The sequence below is a fragment of the Rhodococcus gannanensis genome (genome assembly GCF_042681175.1).
Lineage (GTDB): Bacteria > Actinomycetota > Actinomycetes > Mycobacteriales > Mycobacteriaceae > Rhodococcus_G > Rhodococcus_G gannanensis.
Genome location: NZ_JBHUFB010000019.1, coordinates 202,184 through 205,460 on the forward strand (window position 1 = coordinate 202,184; position 3,277 = coordinate 205,460).

The window sequence follows — 3,277 nt, forward strand, 5'->3', positions numbered from 1 at the left end:
GTCAGGTCGCCCAGCTCGGCCGCGTCCGCCGCGCGCTGTACGACGCCGGGTGGATGCGGCACGGCTGGCCTGCCTCGGTCGGTGGACTCGGGGGTCCCGCCGTGCTGCGGGCGATCCTGGGCGAGGAGGTCGCCACACGCGACCTCGCCGAACCGGGCATCTACTCGATGGTCGAGGTGCTGGCGCCCACGATGATCTCGTACGCCCACCCGGAACTGGCCGCCGAGATGGTGCCGCTGCTGCTGAGCGGACGCGAGCAGTGGTGCCAGGGATTCTCCGAACCCGGCTCGGGCAGCGACCTCGCCTCCCTCACGACCCGCGCGACCGACCGAGGCGACGGGCACTGGGTGGTGAACGGCCAGAAGGTGTGGACCAGCCTGGCCCAGTATTCATCCCGCTGTGTCCTGTTGACCCGGACCGGTCCAGGGCACGGCGGGATCACCGCGTTCTTCGTCGACATGGACACTCCCGGGATCACCGTCCGGCCGCTGCGCACCATGCACGGGGTGGACGAGTTCGCCGAGGTGTACTTCGACGACGTCGTCGTCCCCGCCGACCGGATGCTCGGCCGGCCCGGGGACGGGTGGCGCGTCGCGATGGATCTGCTCCCGCACGAACGGTCCACCTGCTTCTGGCACCGGATCGCGTACCTGTTCACCCGGCTCGACCGGCTGATCGAACAGGCGCCCGAACCGGACGACGACGCGCTCGGCGCTGCGTACCTGGCCCTGCACACCGCTCGCTGCCGATCGCACGGAACCCAGCGGCGCCTCGCGGACGGCGAGCGCCTCGGCCCCGAGACGTCGATCGACAAGGTGCTGCTCGCGACCGCGGAGCAGCGACTCTTCGACACGGCGCGCGACCTGTTGCCGGGGACGATCGAGTTCACCGACGACGAGTGGCGCACGGAGTTCCTCTACTCGCGGGCCGCGACGATCTACGGCGGCACCGCCGAGATCCAACGGAACATCATCGCGCGGCGATTGCTGGACCTGGGGGACGAGTGAGCGACCACGATCTCGACACGGACCTCGACCTCGAGCTGTTGACTGACGCCCTGCGCAGGACCATGGCGTCCGCGACGGGCGCCGATCTCGACCGCGCCCTGATCGAACTGGGCTGGGCCGACATGCTGTCCGAGAGTCCGGACGTCGCCGTCCCCCTGGTGTTCCGGTTGCTCGGCGAAACGGGGACCCACGCGCCGCTGGTCAACGACGTCGTCGCGGCCGCCGCCGGCCGGCCGCCCGGATCGACTCTCCCACTGCCTTATGCGGGGGGCGGGTGGGTTCGGTGGGAGCGCACCGACTGTGACGGCTCCCGGCTGGACGAGGACCTCCCGCTGCACCCGACCGTGGTGGGCACGGAGGTACCGCTCGCCGAGGGTCGACGTGCTCTCGGCTGGTGGCTCGTCGGGACGAGCCGGGCAATGCTGTACCTGGCGCGGGTCCACGCGCTCGACCGCACGCAGTTCGGCAAGCCGGTCGCGAGCTTCCAGGCGATCCGGCACCGATTGGCCGAGACCCTCGTCGCCATCGAGGGCGCGGAGGCCACGCTCACCGCTGCGACCGACGACCTCGGGTCGCTGCTGGCGAAAGCCGCTGCAGGACAGGCAGCATCGACGGCCGCCCGGAACTGCCAGCAGATCCTCGGCGGGATCGGCTTCACCGCCGAGCACTCGTTGCACCGGCACGTGAAGCGGGCCCTGGTCCTCGACGGGCTGCTCGGAAGTACGAGAGAGCTGACCCGCGAGGCCGGGGCGACGATCCGCGGTCTCGGATCGGCGCCCAGGCTCGCGCAGTTGTGACCCCGCGTCCCCGGACTGCCCGAACTTGCGCCGAACTTCCGTGGTCGAGGTCCCGTCCGGGGCGTACAGTACGAGAGTGACATTCTCCTGATTGGAGATTCTTCATCTTACGGTTGTGGCCGGTTCCGCACGGCCCTCACCCGCCACGAGGAGTGCCATGAACATCGACGACATGATCCTGGTGAGCATCGACGACCACGTGGTCGAGCCACTCGACATGTTCGACAATCACGTCCCCAAGAAGTGGGCCGATCTCGCCCCCAAGGTGGTGCTCGACGACAAGGGCGTCGAACGCTGGCTGTACCGGGGCAAGCCGACCGGCGTCGCCGGACTCAACGCGGTCGTGTCCTGGCCCGCCGAGGAGTGGGGCCGTGACCCGGCCAGCTACGCGGAGATGCGTCCGGCCGTCTACGACATCCACGACCGGATCGACGACATGAACGCCAACGGCATTCTCGCGTCGATGTGCTTTCCCACCTTCACCGGCTTCAGCGCCGGACACATCAGCCACGCCAAGGACGAGATCACCGTGGCGATGATCCAGGCGTACAACGACTGGCACATCGACGACTGGGCAGGCGCCTACCCCGGACGGTTCATCCCGATCGCCATTCTGCCGCTGTGGGATCCGGCGCTGGCGGTGGCCGAGATCGAGCGGGTGGCCGCCAAGGGATGCCACTCCGTGACGATGCCGGAGCTCCCCCACATCGACGGCCTGCCCAGCTACCACGACATGAGCTACTGGGCCCCGGTCCTGCAGGCGTTGTCGGACAACAACACCGTGATGAACCTGCACATCGGCCAGGGCTTCGGAGCCCTGCGCATGGCCCCCGACGCGCCGATCGACAACCTGATGGTCCTCGCGCCGAGCATCTCCCAGCTCGCGGTGCAGGACCTGCTGTGGGGGCCGGCGATGCGCACCTTCCCGAAGCTCAAGATCGCGCTGTCCGAGGGCGGCATCGGCTGGATTCCCTTCTTCCTCGACCGTTCCGATCGGCACTACACGAACCAGCGCTGGTTGCGCCGGGACTTCGGCGGCAAGCTGCCGAGCGAGGTGTTCCGGGAGCACGTCCTCGCGTGCTACGTGACCGACAAGACGTCCCTGAAGCTGCGCCACGAGATCGGTATCGAGAACATCGCGTGGGAGTGCGACTACCCGCACTCGGATTCGTTGTGGCCGAACGCACCCGAGTTCGTGCTCAACGAGCTCGATGGCGTCGATGCCGACGACGCCGACATCGACAAGATCACCTGGCAGAACGCCTGCCGGTTCCTCGACTGGGATCCGTTCGCCCACATCGCCAAGGAGGACGCGACAGTCGGCGCCCTGCGCGCCAAGGCCACCGACGTGGACGTCTCCACACGCTCCCGCAAGGAGTACGCCGAGCTGTACCGGAAGCGCGCGGTCTGATCCACGGCCAACGGCCACCTGGTCGACACGAGAGGGGCGGTGCGGGATTCCCGCACCGCCCC

Annotated in this window: 3 protein-coding genes; all 3 read left to right on the forward strand. The window is 68.8% G+C overall.

The features are described from left to right. Nucleotides 1-1,007 (forward strand): acyl-CoA dehydrogenase family protein (locus tag ACFSJG_RS20320; RefSeq protein ID WP_378487047.1); only part of this gene is annotated, 1,007 nt, incomplete at its 5' end. A 62-nt stretch (nucleotides 1,008-1,069) separates the two neighbouring features. Next, nucleotides 1,070-1,804 carry an acyl-CoA dehydrogenase family protein gene (locus tag ACFSJG_RS20325; protein ID WP_378487203.1) on the forward strand — a complete coding sequence of 245 codons (735 nt, stop codon included), beginning with the start codon at nucleotides 1,070-1,072 and terminating at the stop codon, nucleotides 1,802-1,804. A gap of 157 nt (nucleotides 1,805-1,961) precedes the next feature. Further along, complete coding sequence (locus tag ACFSJG_RS20330) at nucleotides 1,962-3,215, forward strand: amidohydrolase family protein (RefSeq protein ID WP_378487048.1); 1,254 nt, start codon at nucleotides 1,962-1,964, stop codon at nucleotides 3,213-3,215. Nucleotides 3,216-3,277 lie beyond the last annotated feature (62 nt).

Coding starts and splice junctions, on each gene's coding strand:
- ACFSJG_RS20325 (WP_378487203.1), top strand. CDS start 1,070: ATGGCGTCCGCGACGGGCGCCGATCTCGACCGCGCCCTGATCGAACTG.
- ACFSJG_RS20330 (WP_378487048.1), top strand. CDS start 1,962: ATGAACATCGACGACATGATCCTGGTGAGCATCGACGACCACGTGGTC.